The organism is Pseudomonas fluorescens (genome assembly GCF_902497855.1).
Classification (GTDB): domain Bacteria; phylum Pseudomonadota; class Gammaproteobacteria; order Pseudomonadales; family Pseudomonadaceae; genus Aquipseudomonas; species Aquipseudomonas fluorescens_BI.
In genome coordinates this window covers 50,861-69,239 of sequence record NZ_CABVHU010000017.1, presented here as the reverse complement: position 1 = coordinate 69,239, position 18,379 = coordinate 50,861, and the positions used below count along the sequence as shown (strand labels likewise).

The window sequence follows — 18,379 nt, the reverse complement described above, 5'->3', positions numbered from 1 at the left end:
CCTGTCGAACGCTTCAGCTGTTGGGCCCGCGGATTGAAAAACCGGCCATATGCTCCAGCCCCTTGATCAACGCCGAGTGGTCCCACTGGCTGCCGCCCAGGGCTGCGCACGTGCTGAACACCTGCTGGGCGTTGGCGGTATTGGGCAGGTTGAGGTGCAGCTCGCGGGCGCCTTCCAGCGCCAGGTTCAGGTCCTTCTGGTGCAGGGCGATGCGGAACCCCGGATCGAACGTACCCTTGATCATGCGTTCGCCATGGACTTCGAGAATCTTCGACGAGGCAAAACCACCCATCAACGCTTCACGGACCTTGGCTGGATCGGCACCGTTCTTCGAGGCAAACAGCAGGGCTTCGGCCACGGCCTGGATGTTCAAGGCGACAATGATCTGGTTCGCTACTTTGGCGGTCTGACCGTCGCCGTTGCCACCGACCAGGGTGATGTTCTTGCCCATGCATTGCAGCAGCGGCAGGGCGCGGTCGAACACGGCTTGATCGCCGCCGACCATGATGCTCAGGGTCCCGGCCTTGGCACCGACCTCGCCGCCGGAGACCGGTGCATCCAGGTAGCGGGCGCCGGTGGCGACGATTTTTTGCGCGAACGCCTTGGTCGCAGAGGGGGAAATCGAACTCATGTCGATCACCACTTTGTCCGGGCCGGTGCCTTGCGCCACGCCGTTTTCGCCGAACAGCACCGCCTCGACATAGGGCGTGTCCGGGACCATGACAATGATGAACTCAGCTTGCCGGGCCACTTCCCGCGGGGTCGGCAGCACCTCGGCGCCGGCGCCGGTGAGTGCTGGCGGGGGCGTGCCGTGGTGGCTGGAAAGGAACAGCTGGTGGCCGGCCTTGACCAGGTTTTGCGCCATGGGCAGGCCCATGATGCCCGTGCCGATAAATCCGATTTTAGCCATGGGAAAATCCTCTTGTTTTTATTGCTGCTTCAAGCAAATGGGAAACTGCCTTTGTAGGAGCCGGCTTGCCGGCGAAGGCGCCTTCATTGGCGCTGCAAGGCTCCAGGCCGCCTTCGCTGGCAAGCCAGCTCCTACAGGGGGATCTGTGTCAGATCGCGTTATGGGTTTTGAGCCAGCCCAGGCCGGCTTCAGTGGTCGTCAGCGGCTTGTATTCACAGCCGATCCAGCCCTGGTAACCGATGCGGTCCAGGTGTTCGAACAGGAAGCGGTAGTTGATTTCGCCGGTACCCGGTTCGTTGCGCCCAGGGTTGTCGGCCAACTGGATGTGGTTGATCTCGCCCAGGTGCGCGGCCATGGTGCGGGCCAGGTCGCCCTCCATGATTTGCATGTGGTAGATGTCGTATTGCAGGAACAGGTTGGCGCTGCCGACCTGCTCGCGAATCGACAGGGCTTGCGCCGTGTTGTTCAGATAGAAACCGGGGATGTCGCGGGTGTTGATCGCTTCCATCACCAGTTTGATGCCCGCCGCTTGCAGCTTGTCGGCCGCGTACTTGAGGTTGGCGACGAAGGTTTTTTCCACGGTGGCATCGTCGACGCCTTGTGGACGGATACCCGCCAGGCAGTTGACCTGGGTGTTGCCCAGGACGTTGGCGTAGGCGATGGCAAGATCGACGCCGGCGCGGAACTCTTCGACCCGCTCCGGCAGGCAGGCGATACCGCGCTCACCCTTGGCCCAGTCACCGGCCGGCAGGTTGAACAGCACCTGGGTCAGGCCGTTGGCATCGAGCCTGGCCTTGATCTCGGCGGAGCTGAAGTCATAGGGGAACAGGTATTCGACGCCACTGAAGCCGGCCTTGGCGGCAGCGTTGAAACGGGTAAGAAAATCCTGTTCAGTGAACAGCATGGACAGGTTGGCTGCGAAACGCGGCATGGTGGTCTCCCGTTAATGTTTTGTTGGGATCGTTCCCACGCTCTGCGTGGGAACGCCTCAATGGACGCTCCGCGTCCGCTTTGGGACGCGGAGCGTCCCGGGCTGCGTTCCCACGCAGAGCGTGGGAACGATCATCAATCAGCTGTTAGTCCAGCAACGAAATCGCGGTTGGCGCATCGTTGCCGACCAGCGCCAGCGCTTCGAATTCGTTGATCGCGTTGATCTCGGTGCCCATCGCGATGTTGGTGACGCGCTCCAGTATGACTTCAACCACCACCGGCACGCGATGCCGGGCCATGAGCTCGCGGGCCTCGGCGAAGGCGGCCTGCAGATGCGCCGGATCGGTCACGCGCAACGCCTTGCAGCCCAGCCCTTCGGCGACGGCGACGTGGTCGACGCCGTAGCCTTCGAGTTCCGGGGCATTGATATTGTCGAACGCCAGCTGCACGCAATAGTCCATGTCGAAACCCCGCTGGGACTGGCGAATCAGGCCGAGGTAGGAGTTGTTCACCACCACATGAATGTAGGGCAACTTGAACTGCGCGCCCACCGCCAGTTCTTCAATCATGAACTGGAAATCATAGTCGCCGGACAGTGCGACGACCTGGCGCTGCGGATCGGCCTTGACCACGCCCAGGGCCGCCGGAATCGTCCAGCCCAAGGGCCCGGCCTGGCCACAATTGATCCAGTGGCGAGGTTTGTAGACGTGAAGGAACTGCGCGCCGGCGATCTGCGACAGGCCGATGGTGCTGATGTAGCACGTGTCCTGGCCGAAAAAGCGGTTCATCTCCTCGTACACCCGTTGCGGCTTGATCGGCACGTTGTCGAAGTGCGTCTTGCGTTGCAGGCGGGCTTTGCGCTCCTGGCAACTGCCCAGCCAGGTTGCGAAGTGTTTCAGGCGACCGGCCGTATGCCATTCACGGGCGACCTCCAGCAGCATGGACAAGGCGCTGCCGGCGTCCGAGACGATGCCCAGTTCCGGCATCAATACCCGGCCGATCTGGGTCGGTTCGATGTCGATGTGAATGAACCGGCGGCCCTCGGTGTACACCGGGATCGAGCCGGTATGCCGGTTGGCCCAGCGATTGCCAATGCCGATCACCACATCCGATTCGAGCATCGTGGCGTTGCCATAGCGGTGGGACGTCTGCAGGCCGACCATGCCCGCCATCTGCGGGTGGTCATCGGGTATGCAGCCCCAGCCCATCAGGGTAGGGATCACCGGAATGCCGGTCAGTTCGGCGAACTCCACCAGCAGGGCCGAAGCGTCGGCATTGATGATGCCGCCACCGGCGACGATCAGCGGGCGTTCGGCCTGGTTGAGCAGGGCCATGGCTTTTTCCGCCTGTTGGCGACTGGCTTTGGGCTTGACCACGGGCAGGGGTTCATAGGCATCGATGTCGAACTCGATCTCGGCCATCTGCACGTCGAAGGGCAAGTCGATCAGGACCGGACCCGGACGGTCACTGCGCATGATCTGGAAGGCCTTCTGAAAAACGTAGGGGACCTGGCCAGGTTCCATCACGGTCGTCGCCCATTTGCACACCGGCGCGGCGATGCTGGAAATATCCACGGCCTGGAAATCTTCCTTGTGCATTCGGGCGCGCGGTGCCTGGCCGGTAATGCAGAGAATCGGTATCGAATCGGCGGACGCCGAATACAGGCCGGTAATCATGTCGGTGCCGGCGGGGCCCGAAGTACCGATGCACACGCCGATGTTGCCGGCCACGGCACGGGTGTAGCCCTCGGCCATGTGCGAGGCGCCTTCGACGTGGCGTGCCAGTACGTGATCGATGCCGCCCAGTGCCTTGAGCGCGGCATACAGCGGATTGATCGCGGCGCCGGGAATGCCGAAGGCGGTGTCGATGCCTTCGCGGCGCATCACCAGAACGGCGGCTTCGATAGCTTTCATGAGGGGCATGGGAGGCTCTCCTGGATTCGATATTTTTTGTACATCGATAGCATCCATTTGTTAGCCTGATTTGTGAACTGGCACTTTTATCCTTTCTGTCGGTATCAGGAGTATCGAATGGATCGTTACACGGAATTACGCAGCTACGTGCTCGTAGCGTCCCGGGGCAGTTTTGCGGCCGCGGCCTTGGCCGACGGCGTGACTCCGGTGATCATGGGGCGGCGCTTGACTGCCCTGGAGCAGCGGCTCGGGGTCAAGCTGATCCATCGGTCAACCCGCGGGCTGACGCTCACCGAATTGGGTGAGGCCTACCTGGAGCAGGCCAAGGTGTTGCTGCAGTCGTTCGACGAGATCGATGCGAGCATCAGCGAGAACCGCGGCGCGGTGCGCGGCCACCTGATGATCACCGCCCCGGCCGGCTTCGGCCGACGGCATGTGGCCCCGCATGCGCCGGAATTTCAGGCGCGGTTTCCGGACCTCAAGCTGTCCCTCGACCTGACCGACAACGTCATCGACCTGGTGCGCGAGGGCTATGACATGAGCATCCGCATCGGTGAAGTGCTGGACCCCAATTACGTGGCGATCACCCTGGCCGCCAATCGTCGGGTGGTCTGCGGTGCACCGGGATACTTTGCCACCCACGGCACCCCCGAGACCCTCGATGATCTCGCTCGCCACAACTGTCTGGCGTTTAGCCTGCAGGGTGGGCAACACCGGGGCTGGACCTTCCAGAAAGACGGCCGGCAAGTGGCGGTCAAAGTGGCCGGCAATCTTTACTGCAACGACGGCGAACTGCTGTTTGACTGGGCGAAGCGCGGCCTGGGCATTTGCTGGCGTTCGGTCTGGGAAATCCAGAGCGAGCTGCTCAGCGGCGAACTCACCACGGTGCTCGATGAGTTCGCCTTGCCCAGCTACGACATCCAGGGTGTGTACCCCCAGCAACATTACCTGCCGGCCAAGGTGCGTTTTTTCATTGCCTTCCTCAAGGAGGTCTACAGCCGCCCCGGTTATTGGGTGCGCAGCTAGATCAGCGACAGCGACACGGGCGGCAAGCCACGGATCTGCCCACTCAGCTCCCCGGGGCCTTCGGCGAGGAACATGCCGGTGAAGGAGCCGGTGGTGATGACCAGGCCCTGGGGCAGGGTCAGCCCCTGGCGGGTGTGATGATTGACCAGCCACGGCAGCAGTCGGCGCGGGTCACCCGCGGGGTTGGCGACCGCCGCGGGTACGATGCTGTCGCCGTTGAGGGTCAGTTCCAGTGCCGGGTGCGCGAACGGGAAATGTTCCTCGTAAGGCACGAATTCGCCCACCACCAGGGCGCCGTGGTTGAGCAGGTCGGCCAACTGGGTCAAGGGCTCGATCTTCGGCCAGGCGGCAAAGCGACTGGCGACGATTTCAATGGTGGCGGCCATTTCGCCAACGCCGGCCATGACCTCTTCGTCGCTATAGTCGTGGTCACGCGGACTGAAGGCACGGTTGAAGCGAAAGGCGATCTCCAGTTCCAGACCCACCGGCGCGTAAGCGCCACGGTCGAATTGGCTGGCGGATGCAAACAGACAGTCCCGAGGCAGCGGGGAACCCTGGATCGGACCGGTGGTGGATTTCGAGCCGATCTTCCAGCCGCCGGCCTCGACGCCGCGCAGGCGAAGAATCTCTTGCTGGGTCAGGTAGGCACTGGCGAAATCCGCAGGGTACAAGTCGGCGTCGAGCTCACCCAACGGGCTACGCTCGCGTTGCGCGTCGACGATCAATTGCGCCAGGCGCGAAGGGGGGGATGCTGTATTCAAGGTGTCGCTCCATTTCTCAAGCCCCGCCCGCAGGCGGGGGTGGCTGCATGTTATTTAAGGATGACCGGGGCGGCTTGCGCCTCGACGGTCGGCGCCAGGGGCGCTTGCACATACTCGAACTTGTTCTGCGGTTTCATGCGGAAAGACAGAATGACGCCAATTGCCAGCAGGATAATGCTGACCAGGAACGGCAGCTGCCAATTGCCGAATTTGTCGATCAGCAATCCTGCCGCCACCGGGCTGACGATCGCCGCCATGGCCGAGCCGGTGTTCATCATGCCGCTGGCGGTACCGCAATGGTCCGGTGCGATGTCCATCGGGATGGCCCACATCGGGCCGATCGTCATCTCGGAGAAAAAGAAGCCGATGGCCAGGCACGCCAGGGAAATATGTATGTCCTTGGTGAACATCAAAGGTACCAGGGACAGCAGCGTCAACCCCAGGCACACGGCGACCATCAGGCTGCGTGCCTTGTTCAGGTCCTTGGTGCGAGCATAGATGCGGTCACTGACGATACCGCCCAGGGTATCGCCGACGACACCACCGAAGAACACCGTGGAGGCGAAGATGGCGGTGCCCTTCAGATCCAGGCCCATGTTCATGAAATACATCGGCACCCAGCTCAGCAGCAACCACAGCGTCCAGCCATAGCAGAAGTAGACGATGGTCACCGGCGCCATGCGTTTGAACAGGCGTCCCCAGGCCAGCGGCTCCTTGCTTTTCACCTTGGGCGCAGGCAACACGTTCAGCTCTTGTGGCGAGATGCGCGGATGATCCTTGGGCAGTTCCGTGAAGACCAGTGCCCAGATCGCTACCCAGACGAAGCTGATGCCGGCGCAGACATAGAACGATTCCCGCCAGCCATAGGTGGCCATGACCGCGATCATCGCTGCCGGGGCCAAGGCGTTGCCCAGGCGCGCAAAGGCGTGGGTGATGCCTTGGGCAAATCCGCGTTTCTCATTGGGTACCCAACGGGACATGGCCGCCGTCGCCGCGGGAAAGGTCGCGCCTTCGCCGAGGCCGAGGAGCACACGGGCGATGATCAGCGACACGAAACCACCGGCCAGGCCTGTCAGCACCGTAGCGCCGGCCCAGATCAGCCCGCACACCACCAGCGTACGCTTGGCGCCGAATCGGTCACTGACCCAGCCACCGATGATCTGGAAGACCAGGTAGGGATACGCAAAGGCAGAGAAGACGATGCCGATCTCGGTCTTGGTCAGATTGAATTCCTTACCGAAGCCGACTGCCGCGGTACTGACGTTGACACGATCCAGGTAGGTAATGAAATACATGGCGCACAGCATGAACAGCACCACCGTGGTGGGGCGCAGACGTAAAAACTTCATGTTCTATCTCCAGTTTCTTATTGTTCTCGCTGACCGACACGAGGATTCGGGATAGTTAGTCGCAGCAAGCGCTGTGGCCCAGGCCACAGCGCTTTCACATCATTCGCGCCGCAACGGCACGGATTGCCCTCCCAGGTAATCCATGGCCGCCAGCACGCCGCTGGACTGCAGTTTCACCCCGGCCATTTGCAAGCCCATTTCGCAGCCGGTCAGTGTCGCCATCAACATCAGGTCGTTGCAGTCACCCAAGTGGCCAATACGGAACATCCGGCCTTTCATCTTGCCCAGCCCCGTACCCAGGGACATGTCGAAGCGCTCGTAGATGGTCTTGCGCACAACATCGGCGTCGATACCCTCGGGCGTCATCACGCCAGTCAATACCGGGCTGTACACCGCCGGATCGGCGCACTGGATGTCCAGGCCCCAGGCGTTCACGGCCGTGCGGCAGGCATGGGCCAGGCGGTTGTGGCGAATGAATACATTGTCCAGTCCTTCGCCGAGGATCATGTCCAGGGCCTCGGACAGTCCATACAACAGGTTGGTGTTGGGGGTGTATGGCCAATAGCCGGTCTTGTTCATGTCGACAATTTCATCCCAGGCCCAGAAACTGCGGGGCAGGCCGGCGGTTTTGCTGGCCTCGATGGCTTTGGGCGACAGGGCGTTGAAGCTGATCCCCGGCGGGAGCATGAGGCCTTTTTGCGAGCCGGACACGGTGACGTCCACACCCCATTCGTCATGACGATAGTCGGCGCTAGCGAGTCCGGAAATGGTGTCGACCAACAGCAGCGCCGGATGGCCGGCGGCGTCGATGGCCTGGCGCACGGCTGCAATATCCGAGGTCACGCCGGTGCTGGTTTCGTTATGCACCACGCACACCGCCTTGATGCGGTGACTGCTGTCGGTGCGCAAGTGCGCTTCGATCATTGACGCATCGACCCCGCCGCGCCAGCCCTCGATCCCTGGCCGACCGATGAATTGCGGCTTGAGCCCCAGGCTCAAGGCCATTTTCTGCCAGAGGGCGGCGAAATGGCCGGTTTCGAACATCAGGACTTCGTCGCCGGCACTCAAGGTGTTGCACAGCGCCGCCTCCCAGGCACCGGTACCCGAAGCGGGGTAGATGACGACAGGGTGACGGGTCTTGAAAACCTGCTTGATGCCTTCCAGCACCTTGAGCCCCAGCTCTGCGAATTCCGGGCCGCGGTGATCGATGGTGGGATAGCTCATGGCGCGCAGGATGCGATCCGGAACCGGGCTTGGCCCTGGAATTTGCAGAAAGTGGCGGCCGGCGGGATGGAAATCGAGCTTCAGCAGGGATGACTCCTGGTTTTTGTATTTTGAATTCAAAATACGTTAGCACGTCATCTTGCTGTGTCAAACGGCATAATTGCGCTAATATTGAGCAATAGATGGACTGATTTCGAATAAGGCGTGCCCTTAGATCGATGAAAAAGAGGATTTTGAATGCAAAATAATGACCAGCTAGCCGAGCTTGGCAGTCCACGGGTAATGCCCAAGGTCGAGCGCCAGCGATTGCACGATACGGTGGTCGAGCACCTGCGAAGCTTCATTACCGAAGGCGTGCTGGCGCCCGGGAAAAAACTCAATGAACGTGAGCTTTGCGAAACCCTGGGCATCTCCCGTACGCCGTTGCGCGAAGCGCTAAAGGTGTTGGCGGTGGAGGGGCTGATCGAGATCAATCCCAACCGCGGCGCGAGTGTCGCGCGCATGTCGGAGCTGGAAATTCGTGAGACCTTCGAACTGATGAGCGGGATCGAAGCGTTCGCCGGCGAGTTGGCCTGTGAGCGCATCACGGCCCAGGAGCTCGAAGAGATCAAGGCGCTGCACTACGCCATGGTGGTCAGCAAGAATCAGAACGATCTGCCCGGCTATTACCAGCGCAACCGGGCCATTCACGACATGATCAACCTGGCCGCGCGCAACTCGGCGCTGCGCCAGGTCTACCTGTCCTTGAACCGCCGCATCCAGGCGTTGCGTTTTCTGTCCAACCAACAGGCGCCGAAGTGGGAAAGGGCCTTGCACGATCACGAAGAAATGATCGAAGCCTTGCAGGCGCGGGACGGCAAACGCTTGAGCAGTATTCTGCGCCACCACCTTCTGGAAAAACGCGACGCCATCATGTTGATGGTCCGCGATGACGCCGAGCACCCGGACTCCATTCGCCGCTGAGGAGCTCAAGGTGCGTCGAACAGCAATGCCGATGTCTCAACGCCGCTCAACCCTGATTGCGCTGTTGGTCGCCGTCACGTTCTTCATGGAGAACCTCGACGCCACCGTGATCGCCACCGCCTTGCCGGACATGGCCAGGACCTTTGGCGTCGCGGCAGTGGATGTGAACATTGGCATGAGCGCCTACATGCTCGCCGTCGCGGTGTTCATTCCCATCAGCGGCTGGCTGGCCGATCGCTTCGGTTCGCGCCTGGTGTTCAGTTCGGCGATCGTGCTGTTCAGCCTGTCGTCGTTGATGTGCGGGTTGAGTGACAGCCTGCAAACCTTTGTCGCCGCCCGTGTGCTGCAAGGGATCAGCGGCGCGATGATGGTGCCGGTGGGGCGCCTGGCGGTGCTGCGCACGACCGAGAAGAAAGACCTGGTGCGGGCGATCTCGTTCATCACCTGGCCCGGCCTGGTGGCGCCGGTACTGGGGCCGCCGGTGGGTGGGTTCATCGTCACCCATGCCTCCTGGCCGTGGATTTTCTACCTCAATCTGCCGTTGGGCGTGCTGGCCTTGATTGCCGCGCTGGTGCTGATTCCAAAACGGGACGAGATCAGTTCCAGGCGGTTCGATTTCAGTGGCTTTGTGCTGGTCGGCATCGCCAGTGCGGCATTGCTGTATGGCGTAGAGATGCTCGGGCAAAGCGGTGCCGACTGGTTGCAGGGGCTGGCACTGAGTGCGGCCGGTGGGGTGCTCGGGGTGTTTGCCTGGCGGCATATGCGTCGGCAAGCGCAACCCTTGTTGGCGCTGGGTGTGACGGGTATTCGGACCTTCAGCGTGTGCCTCGGTGGGGGCTCGATTTTCCGCATTGCCATCAGTACGTTGCCGTTTCTGCTGCCATTGATGTTTCAACTGGCCTTCGGTCTGTCTGCGTTCGATGCGGGGCTGCTGGTACTGGCGGTATTTGCCGGCAACCTGGCCATGAAACCCTTCACCACCCGCGTGATGCAAAGGTGGGGATTTCGTCCGGTGCTGATGGTCAACGGCGTCCTCGGGGTACTGGCGATCGCGGCGTGTGCGTTGCTGGACGAGCACATGAGTCGGGCGCTGATTCTGTTGATCCTGTTCGTCGGTGGCTTGTCACGCTCGATGCAGTTCACCGTGTTCAACACCCTGGCCTTTGCCGAAATACCCAAGGCGCAGATGAGCGACGCTTCAACACTGTTCAGCATGTTCTTTCAATTGAGCATGGCGATGGGGGTGGCCATCGGCGCGTTGCTGCTGCGTCTGGTGATGAACATCCATGGCACCACCGGGCAGGCCGAAACCGTCGACTTTCAGCTGACATTCCTCTGTGTGGCGGTGATTGCGGCTGTCGCCTTGCTGGACAACCTGCGGCTGCCGCCACAAGCAGGCGAGTCGGTGTTGCAGCGCGACGAAGCCAAGGATTAGCCCAAGTCCGTGTACCCCCCGATTCCCTGTAGGAGCTGGCTTGCCAGCGAAGAGGGCATGTCAGTCGACATCGATGTCGGCTGCCAGTCCGCTTTCGCTGGCAAGCCAGCTCCTACATTTGGTTTTTTGCCGGTCACGGGATTTGCGTACGCCCGATTCCCTGTAGCTGTGTCGCGAAGCGAGGCTGCGATCTGTTGATCTTGCCGTAGCTCTGCCGTTTGCTGGAGGGGCGTGCTGCTCAGCCTGTCAGCGCTGTTCCAGGGCATGTCACGATTGGCGCACTGAGTTGAAGCATGGGATTGCGCATTCTGGAGCCCTGCGCAGCCCCCGGAGCAATGATTAGCGTGCTTATGAATTGGCCTGGTATTTGCTATCAATTTGCCATCTGATTGTCGCAGTGGGTGAATTTAATGTCGCTATCAAGTCATTCCATGCCGTTATCCCCGAGTGAGAAGCGCTGGTTACCCTGGTTCGGCAAAACCGGAAAGATAACGATGGGCTGGTCGTGCCGGCTCAATCGATCGGCTTACCCGGTCATCGAGCAAACCTTCGAAGCCATCGCTGAAACCCGCGTGCAGTTGCTGCACAACTGGGCCCGCGAGCAGTGGGAGCATCTGGCTGAACTGGCGGACCATCTCGGCCATGATTTCGCCCATCTCGACAGTGCAATGTTGATGGACAAGCTGCGCCAGGCGGAAGATTTTTCCGAGTTGTTCGTGGTCGATGTCGCCGGCAACGTCATCGCCTCGACCTGGAACCGACGGGGCAACACCCGGCTCGAGCACACCCGTGCATTGACCGAAGGATTGAAGGCGCCGTTTCTCCAGGGGCCTTACCGCGATCCACTGACCTTGAACATCGGTCCATCCTCTTCACGCTTCCACGATGAGGTCACCTTGATGTTCTATCAGCCCCTGAAGGCCGATGGAAAGGTCCTTGGCTGCCTCTGTGGCCGCGTGCCCAACGATGTGCTGGGCGATCTGATCCAGCGCGAGGCCGGGCACATTTTTGCCGAGTCCGGCGACAACTATCTGTTCATGGCGCACTCGCGATTCGATCCCGCCATCGAGCCAGGGACGGCCTTGTCGCGCTCACGTTTCGAGGACGGCACCTTTACCCACGGCGAAAACCTCAAGAGCGGCGTGCACACACCGTGGAAGACCGTGCAGATCCAGCGCCACACCGAGCTGGAACTGCGCTTCACCGACCCGGCGACCCAGCAATTGCACCCGGGTGTCCGCGAGACCATCCGCAAGGGCTCCAACCTGTTCGTGACCTACCCCGGTTATTCGGATTACCGGCACGTTCCCGTGGTCGGCAAGGGCGTCACCTTCCAGTTGCCAGGCTCACCCGACCGCTGGGGCATGATGTGCGAGGCCGACCTGGAGGAGGTCTACCGTCGGCGCTCGCTCACCCATGGCTTGATGAAGCCTTATCTGGCGACCATGACCGGCCTGTTTGCCTGCAATTTCGTGGTCCAGCATTACAGTGGCCTGACCCAGGGCCTGATCGATGCCGTCGAAGTGGTGAGCATGGTCGGCGCCACGCTCCTGTTCAGCCTCCTGGGGCCCAAGCGCCTGGCGGCGAGGCTGGAGGGGATGACCGGTGTGATCAGGACCATTGCCGAGGGCGAGGGCAACCTGCGTCAGCGCCTGGACCCCACGACCATGGCCAACGACGAGACCGGCGACATGGGCCGCTGGATCAACAGCTTCATCGACCACCTGGACTCGGTGGTCGGGCAAGTGGTGAAGGCCAGTCGCAACGTCGGCACCACCAATCAGATGATGCTGGGCCGCAGCCAGGAAGCCGGCATCACCTCGGCCGAAGTGTCCGAAGCGGTGCACCGCATGATGATCATCGTGGAAGACCAGTTGGGCGAGATCCAGCAAGCCTCGGCCGGCGCCGAGCAGATGAAGCAGGTGATGGACGAAGTCGTCACCCGTGCCCGTGAACAGTTTCTCGCGGTGCAGGCCGGCACCCAGTCGATTCGGGATGTGGTCGAGCGCTCGTCTTCCAGCGTGCAACTGCTCGACAGCCGGATGACGCAAATCGGCAAGATCACCAGCCTGATCAGCGACATCACCAACCAGACCAATCTGCTGGCGCTCAATGCCGCCATCGAGGCGGCGCGCGCGGGCGAGCATGGGCGCGGCTTTGCGGTGGTCGCCGATGAGGTACGCAGTCTCGCCGCGCGCACGTCACGGGCGGCCGACGACATCCGGCAGATGGTCGAAGGCCTGCAGGGTGAAACGCAAAAAGCCGTGAGCTTCATGGAGGCGGGGGTCAAGGACGTCGATAACAGCCTGCGCCTGGCCGAAGATGCCTCCTCGGAAAACGTGCAGTTGCACCAGGCCGTGGAAAGCATGTTTGCGATCATTCAGCAGCTCAACAAGCACAGCCTCGATTATGGCAAGACGATCCGGCAGGTCGACCAGTCTTCCACCGAGATGCGCCAGACGGTGGTGGTGCTGCAGAGCAGTGCCGAAACCGTGAGGCTCAATGCCAACAAGCTGCAAAAACTGGTGGGGCAGTTTGAAGTGACCAACAACAATGAACGGGTGGCGGCCGCTTGAAGAGGGGCGAGGTGGACAGAAGATCGAGTACGGTCCGAATGGATCGGCTGGCTGTCAGAACGCCTTCGCGGGCAAGCCCGCTCCCACAGGTTTTGTGTCGGGCACAATATGCGTGCACGGCATCGATTCCTGTGGGAGCTGGCTTGCCTGCGAAGGCGCACTGACAGCCGGCATCGATGTCGACTGACACGGCCTGTTCGTCGGCAGGCCGGTCTCGCTCCACAAGCAATCTCCTGGACCTATTTATACCGCTGTTCGAACATCGCCACCTGCTCGGGCGTGATCAGCTGAAAGGGCACCCAGACATCCGTCTCGACCGGCTCACCCTTGATCATGCTGATGGCGGCCTGCAGGGCACGGGTCGCCTGGGCCTTGGGGTCCTGGAAGACCGAGGCGACCAGCATCCCGCGCTTGACGGCCGCCAGGCCGTCGGGCAGGCCGTCGATGCCGACGATCGCAATCTCGCCCTTGGCTTTGCCGGCTTGCTGCAGGGCCATGGCCGCGCCGATGGCCATCTCGTCGTTGTTGGCGACGATGGCATCGAAGCGGGTGCCGGCGAGCAACCAGTTGCTGGTCAGGTCCATCCCCTTGTTGCGCTGCCACTCGGCACTTTGTTGTTCGACGACCTTGATCCCCGGAAAGTCCTTGAGCACCTGTTTCACGCCTTCGGTGCGGTCGTGGGTGGAGTTTTGCGCGAGGTCGCCCATGATGATCGCGACACTGCCTTTGCCGCCGAGCTTTTCCGCCAGGTAACGCATCTGCAGTTGCCCGGCCTCGATGTCATTGGACGCCACCGTGACCACGCCCTTGGGCAGCACGCGTTCGTCCGGGTGGCGGTTGACGTAGACCAGGGGGGTCTTCGCCGCGACGGCGGCGCGGGTCATGTTGGCGGTGGCGGCGGTGTCCACCGGCAGGACGATCACCGCATCGACCTTCTGGCTGAGAAAGCCTTCGATCTGATTCAGTTGGCGCACCACATCACCCTGGGCGTCCTCGAACTGGATCTGCACGTTGTCCTTTTTCGCGGCCTCTTCCAGGCCGCTGCGCACATAGGTCATGAAGTTGTCGTCGACCCGGGCGATGCTGACGCCGATGCGATAGTCGGCGGCGGCCCATTGGCTGAAGAGTAATAACAGCGTGGCAAAAAGCAGAGTGCAGCGACGCATGATGATTTTCCTTTTGTTGTTATGAGTCGATATTCATCAAGATCAAGCAGGAGGATTTTATGGCGCTCCCGGCAGCAGGTTCACCGGGAGCGCCAGGGTCCTCAATCCAGGGTAAAGGCCTGTCGAAAGCGTTCCAGCGCCACTTCGCTGTCGCCGCTGGCCCAGCCCTCGAGCCCGACGACACCGGTGTATCCGATGCCGAACAGCGCCTTGGCAATGGCCGGGTAATGGATTTCGCCGGTGCCGGGCTCCTTGCGCCCGGGCACGTCGGCAACCTGGATTTCGCCGATGGCGCCGCCGGCGCGCTGGATCAGTTCGATCAGGTTTCCTTCGCCGATCTGGGCGTGGTAAAGGTCCAGGTTCATCTTCAGGTGCGGGCTGCCCACAGCCTCGATCAACGCCAGGGTATCGTCGGCGCGGGCGAACGGGGTGCCGGGGTGGTCCACTTCGGTATTGAGGTTCTCCAGGAGGAACACCCGGCCTGCGTCTTCGCCCAGGCGGGCGATTTTTTCCAGGGTCTTGCAGGCGCTCAACCACATGCGTCCCGTGGTGAGGGCCACCGGTTTGACCGGCAGCCCCTTGTCGCCCAGGCCCGTGCCATGCAGGTTCAGGCTGGGGCAATTCAGTTGCGCGGCCACGGCCAGGGATTCCCGTGCACTGTCGAGCAGGTGCTGGATGTCCTCGGGGTCGCTCAGGTTGCCTGAGATGTAGCCGGTCATGGAGGTGAAGTCAGCGCCGGTGGCGACCAGGGCGGCGATGTCTTTGCGGGTCCAGTCCCAGATTTCAGCGCTGAAGCCCAGCGCGTGAATCCGTTTGACGCGCTCGGTGAACGGCAAGTCGAGGAACACCATTTCGGCACTGATCGCCAGTTTGAACGGAATGAAACTCATGGACGGCCTCCTTGCACGCGCACGGTTTTGCCTTGCTGGAAGGACTCGATGCAGGCGCGGGCAATGGCCAGTGCCGCCCGGGCATCTTCGCCGCTGGCCAGGGGTTTGGCGCCGGTGCGCAGGCAATCGACAAAGTGATTGAGCTCGGCCACATAGGCATCGCGCAGCAGATCGGTGTCCAGGCGCTGGGTGTCGGCCTGGATGCCGTTGGCCAGGTAGCGAACCAGGTCGCCGTCATTGACGCCGCCCATGGTCAGCATGCCGGCGCTGCCGAACACTTCACCCCGGACATCGTAGCCATAGACCGCCTGGAAGTTGGCCTCGGCGGTGGCGATGGCGCCGTTGTCGAAACGGATCGTGACCACCGCGGTGTCGAGAAATCCTTTGTTCTTGTAGTCCGGTGCGATCAGGGCATCGGCCATCACAGAAACCTCGACCGCTTCGGCGCCGGGGTTCAGGTAGCGCAGGGTATCGAAGTCATGGATCAGGGTTTCGAGGAAAATCACCCACTGCGGCGAGGCGGCCGGATTGTTCAGCGCCGGATCGCGCGTCAGCGAGCGCAGCAGTTGCGGGGTCCCGATACGGCCGGCGACCACGTCCAGGTGGGCCGTGCGGAAGCTTTTGGCAAAGCGCCGGTTGAAACCGACCTGCAGCGGCACCCGCGCATCGGCCGCGGCGGCGATGGCGCGGTCGGCCTCGTCCAGGGTAATGGCCATGGGTTTTTCACAAAACACGCCTTTGCCGGCCCGGGCCGCACTGATCACCAGTTCGGCGTGGCTGCGCGCCGGGGCCGCGATCAGGACCGCGTCGATTTCCGGGTCGTCGAGCAGCTGCTGTGGATCGGTGTAGACCTTCTGCACCCCCAGCTCGGCCGCCAGGCGCGCGGCCTGGCCTGGCGTAGGGTCGGCGATGGCGGCGAGGCAGGCGCCGGGAATGTGTCGGGCGGCGGTCAGGCCGTGAAAGCTGCCCATGCGGCCGGCACCGATGAGACCCAGGCGGATGATCTTGGACGTGCTCATGAAATGACTCCCTTTTTTGTTATTCAATGACGAGACAGCAGGAATGTCCTCGCTGGTACACAGCAGGGAGCAAGGGCTGTGCCAATATTCAAGTAATTGATAATTAAGGGGTTAATCAAGACGGCTTGAAATAAGTGTTCATTCGCGTGACATGTCTATACTGACATGTCAAAAATATGAACATGGATCCCGACGATGGCGAGCCCACAGTTGATGGCTTTCAGCGAGCAAGACCTCGATTACATCACCGCCCTCGGTCCCGCATCGTTGAGCGAAGGGCCGATCGCCGAGCTGGAGCAGGCCTGGCGGGAGTGCCTCGACGGTCGCACCGATCGACCGGCTGCCGTCCGGCAGGTGATCTGGCAGTCCTGGCTGCGCAGCGTGGGTGCCGGGCTCGATCCGGACGATGGCGCCTACCGGTTCGTCGCGCCGGCTGTGCTGTCCGCGACGCTGGCGGCCAATCGCGTGTTGATCGCCGCCGCCGCGGAGGTCATGCGCGGCTTGCTGGCCTACAACCCCAGGGGCCACATCAACCTGACCGACACCGACGGCACAACCCTGTATTTCTGCGGCCTGGACCTTACGCCGGTGGGCAGCCGGCTGCTGGAGTCGGTGCAGGGCACCAATTGCACGGGGCTGGCCCTGGCCGAAGATCGACTGGTGTATGTGCTGGCCGAGGAAAATTTCGGCAGCGGCCTGCGTCGGCGGCGCATGCATTGTGCCGCTGCGCCGATCCGGGATGCCCAGGGCACAACACTCGCCATGCTGACCCTGACGGCGGAACCGGGCTGGTTCCATTTCCACACCCTGGGCACCGTCCAGGCGGCCGCCGAAGCGGTCGCGCGGCAGATGGCGTTGCAGGCCTTGCTCGAAGAACAGCAAACCGTGCTGGAAGTGCTCAACGAGGGCCTGGTGGTGCTGGATGAGCGGGGCTGCATCAAGGCACTCAATCGCTATGCCCGCCAATTGTTCCGTGTCGGCCGCGATCTGCTGGGCAGCCCGTTCCAGCGCCTGGGCCAGAGCGAACTGACCGATGAGATCCTGCGGCACGGCAGGGAAGGGCAGCAGTATGAAGGGATAAGAGACCTGGATTGCACCTTCGAGCTGCATGATCGCAGCCAGCTGGCGTGCCTGGTGTCGGTGTGCGCCCTGGAGCAGGGTGGGCGCATTGTCTCGTTGCGCGAGAACCGGCGTATCCGTGAAATCACCCGGCGAATCATCGGCACGCAAGCCAGCTACACCTTCGAGACCATCCAGGGCAGTTCGCGGGCGATCCAGGACGCGTTGCACCTGGGGCGGATCGCCAGTCGCAGTGATTCGACCACGCTGATCCTCGGTGAAAGCGGTACCGGCAAGGAGCTGTTCGCCCAGGCCATCCATAACGCCAGCGACCGTTGCCGCGGTCCGTTCGTGGCGGTCAATTGCGGGGCCATTCCCCGGGACCTGGTGCAGAGCGAACTGTTCGGACATGTCGAGGGCGCCTTCACCGGGTCGGCCCGCGGCGGCTCTGCCGGCAAGTTCGAACTGGCCGATGGCGGCACCATCTTCCTCGACGAAATCGGTGACATGTCGTTCGATGCCCAGGTCAGCCTGCTGCGGGTTTTGCAGGAAGGCGAGGTGACACGGGTGGGCGCGAAAAAATCCCGGCAGGTGGACGTGCGCATCATCGCCGCGACCCACCGCAACCTGAGCCAGGCGGTGGCCGAGGGTGCCTTCCGCGAAGACCTTTACTACCGGCTCAACGTACTCAACCTGACAGTGCCGCCGTTGCGGATGCGCCGGGAAGATATCCCGTTGCTGGCGCGACATTTTCTCGGCCGTTGTGCCCGGTCGCTGCGCAAATCGGTGCAGGGCATCTCGCCGCAGGCCCTGGAGATTCTTGCGGCCTACGGCTGGCCGGGCAATGTTCGCGAGCTGGAAAACAGCATCGAGCGCGCGACCAATCTGGCGACGTCGGAGCTGATCCAGCCGGAGGATCTGCCGCTGGAAATCAAGCAACGGCTACGGCTGTCGGCGCCGGGAAGCGTGCCTGCACCCCAGGCTGCGCTGGACCTTGGCACCCATGAAATGAATGCGATCATCGCGGCCCTCAAGGATACCCGCGGCAACATCCGCCTGGCCGCCAGGCAGCTCAACGTTTCTCGTGGCGGGCTGTACAACAAGATGACCCGGTTCGGCCTGAGTGCCGACGCGTTCCGTGCCGGCCCCGAGCTCTGA

Annotated in this window: 14 protein-coding genes; 5 read left to right on the top strand and 9 right to left on the bottom strand. The window is 62.2% G+C overall.

The annotated features are described in order from the left end of the window. Window positions 1–13: 13 nt before the first annotated feature. The 3 genes from F8N96_RS27620 to gcl form a co-directional block, all read right to left on the bottom strand. The gene (locus F8N96_RS27620) at window positions 14–910 is read right to left on the bottom strand and encodes a 2-hydroxy-3-oxopropionate reductase (protein WP_150800485.1); all 897 of its coding nucleotides are present in this window, start codon (window positions 908–910) and stop codon (window positions 14–16) included. Between the two features lie 148 nt (window positions 911–1,058). Next, window positions 1,059–1,841: a hydroxypyruvate isomerase gene (gene hyi, locus F8N96_RS27615; protein WP_150800484.1), complete on the bottom strand. Its 783-nt coding sequence runs from the start codon at window positions 1,839–1,841 to the stop codon at window positions 1,059–1,061. A gap of 145 nt (window positions 1,842–1,986) precedes the next feature. Further along, window positions 1,987–3,762 carry a glyoxylate carboligase gene (gene gcl, locus F8N96_RS27610; RefSeq protein WP_150800483.1) on the bottom strand — a complete coding sequence of 592 codons (1,776 nt, stop codon included), beginning with the start codon at window positions 3,760–3,762 and terminating at the stop codon, window positions 1,987–1,989. A gap of 108 nt (window positions 3,763–3,870) precedes the next feature. Between gcl and F8N96_RS27605 the strand changes: the two genes are divergently transcribed. Continuing rightward, window positions 3,871–4,779 carry a LysR family transcriptional regulator gene (locus F8N96_RS27605; RefSeq protein WP_150800482.1) on the top strand — a complete coding sequence of 303 codons (909 nt, stop codon included), beginning with the start codon at window positions 3,871–3,873 and terminating at the stop codon, window positions 4,777–4,779. Here the strand turns inward: F8N96_RS27605 and F8N96_RS27600 are convergent. The 3 genes from F8N96_RS27600 to F8N96_RS27590 form a co-directional block, all read right to left on the bottom strand. Further along, window positions 4,776–5,540: a 2-keto-4-pentenoate hydratase gene (locus F8N96_RS27600; RefSeq protein ID WP_150800481.1), complete on the bottom strand. Its 765-nt coding sequence runs from the start codon at window positions 5,538–5,540 to the stop codon at window positions 4,776–4,778. The genes F8N96_RS27605 and F8N96_RS27600 overlap by 4 nt on opposite strands. 50 nt (window positions 5,541–5,590) lie before the next feature. After that, the gene (locus tag F8N96_RS27595) at window positions 5,591–6,889 is read right to left on the bottom strand and encodes an MFS transporter (RefSeq protein WP_150800480.1); all 1,299 of its coding nucleotides are present in this window, start codon (window positions 6,887–6,889) and stop codon (window positions 5,591–5,593) included. 99 nt (window positions 6,890–6,988) lie between these two features. Next, the gene (locus tag F8N96_RS27590) at window positions 6,989–8,233 is read right to left on the bottom strand and encodes a pyridoxal-phosphate-dependent aminotransferase family protein (protein WP_224794130.1); all 1,245 of its coding nucleotides are present in this window, start codon (window positions 8,231–8,233) and stop codon (window positions 6,989–6,991) included. Between the two features lie 117 nt (window positions 8,234–8,350). Here F8N96_RS27590 and F8N96_RS27585 point away from each other — a divergent pair, with 117 nt between their 5' ends. The 3 genes from F8N96_RS27585 (at window position 8,351) to F8N96_RS27575 (ending at window position 13,087) form a co-directional block, all read left to right on the top strand. Further along, window positions 8,351–9,076, top strand: a complete 726-nt coding sequence (locus tag F8N96_RS27585) for a GntR family transcriptional regulator (protein ID WP_150800479.1) — start codon at window positions 8,351–8,353, stop codon at window positions 9,074–9,076. A 31-nt stretch (window positions 9,077–9,107) separates the two neighbouring features. Further along, window positions 9,108–10,511 (top strand): DHA2 family efflux MFS transporter permease subunit, encoded by a 1,404-nt coding sequence (locus F8N96_RS27580; RefSeq protein ID WP_150800553.1) that lies wholly within the window; start codon window positions 9,108–9,110, stop codon window positions 10,509–10,511. A gap of 410 nt (window positions 10,512–10,921) precedes the next feature. Beyond that, a complete protein-coding gene (locus F8N96_RS27575) occupies window positions 10,922–13,087 on the top strand; it encodes a methyl-accepting chemotaxis protein (protein ID WP_150800478.1) in 2,166 nt (721 codons plus the stop codon). 239 nt (window positions 13,088–13,326) lie between these two features. Here the strand turns inward: F8N96_RS27575 and F8N96_RS27570 are convergent, their stop codons facing one another. The 3 genes from F8N96_RS27570 to F8N96_RS27560 form a co-directional block, all read right to left on the bottom strand. Further along, window positions 13,327–14,253: a sugar ABC transporter substrate-binding protein gene (locus F8N96_RS27570; protein ID WP_150800477.1), complete on the bottom strand. Its 927-nt coding sequence runs from the start codon at window positions 14,251–14,253 to the stop codon at window positions 13,327–13,329. 101 nt (window positions 14,254–14,354) lie between these two features. Beyond that, window positions 14,355–15,143, bottom strand: a complete 789-nt coding sequence (locus F8N96_RS27565) for a TIM barrel protein (RefSeq protein WP_150800476.1) — start codon at window positions 15,141–15,143, stop codon at window positions 14,355–14,357. Beyond that, window positions 15,140–16,162, bottom strand: a complete 1,023-nt coding sequence (locus F8N96_RS27560; protein ID WP_150800475.1) for a Gfo/Idh/MocA family oxidoreductase — start codon at window positions 16,160–16,162, stop codon at window positions 15,140–15,142. Before F8N96_RS27560 ends, F8N96_RS27565 begins: the two co-directional genes overlap by 4 nt. 195 nt (window positions 16,163–16,357) lie before the next feature. On the opposite strand from F8N96_RS27560, the gene F8N96_RS27555 reads away from it, so the two are divergent. Beyond that, on the top strand, window positions 16,358–18,379 hold the full coding sequence (locus tag F8N96_RS27555) for a sigma-54 interaction domain-containing protein (protein WP_150800474.1): 2,022 nt from the start codon (window positions 16,358–16,360) through the stop codon (window positions 18,377–18,379).